The following is a 644-nucleotide window of genomic DNA, read 5'->3' as shown; positions in this document are numbered from 1 at the left end:
CCGTAGACCGACTTGCCGTAGGCCTTCGCGGCCTCCTCCAGCTCGGCTGTCGTGATCCAGCCGTTCTCCCAGGCGATCTCCTCGGGGACGGACACGGGCAGGTCCTGGGAGTGCTCCACGGCGCGGACGAACTCCGCGGCCTCGTGGAGGCTCTCCATGGTGCCGGTGTCGAGCCACGCGTAGCCGCGGCCGAGGGTGACCACGGACAGCGTCCCCTCCTCAAGGTACATCTGGTTGAGCGTGGTGATCTCCAGCTCGCCGCGGGCCGAGGGCCTGACCCCGCGGGCCTTGGCGGCCACGTCGCCCGGGTAGAAGTACAGGCCGGTGACGGCGTAGGAGCTCTTGGGGCGCTCGGGCTTCTCCTCGATGGAGACGGCCCTCCCCTGCGCATCGAACTCCACGACGCCGAAGCGCTCGGGGTCGTCCACGTGGTAGCCGAAGACCGTGGCGCGGCCCGACTCGGCGTTCTGCACGGCGCGCGTCAGGTGGCGCGAAAGGCCGTTGCCGTAGAAGATGTTGTCGCCGAGCACGAGCGCGCACGGCTCGCCGGCGATGAACTCCTCGCCGATGGTGAAGGCCTGCGCCAGGCCGTCGGGGCTGGGCTGCTCGGCGTAGGAGAGGTTCACGCCGTAGCGCGAGCCGTC

Annotated in this window: 1 protein-coding gene; it reads right to left on the bottom strand. The window is 70.3% G+C overall.

The window, feature by feature from the left end; all coding sequences use genetic code 11:
* On the bottom strand, positions 1 to 644 hold a 644-nt coding region (locus tag ACESWY_RS10275; protein ID WP_373094368.1), incomplete at both ends, for a sugar nucleotidyltransferase.

Source organism: Collinsella aerofaciens ATCC 25986 (genome assembly GCF_964237925.1).
GTDB lineage: Bacteria > Actinomycetota > Coriobacteriia > Coriobacteriales > Coriobacteriaceae > Collinsella > Collinsella aerofaciens_BJ.
This window is presented reverse-complemented; position numbering and strand designations above follow the sequence as displayed.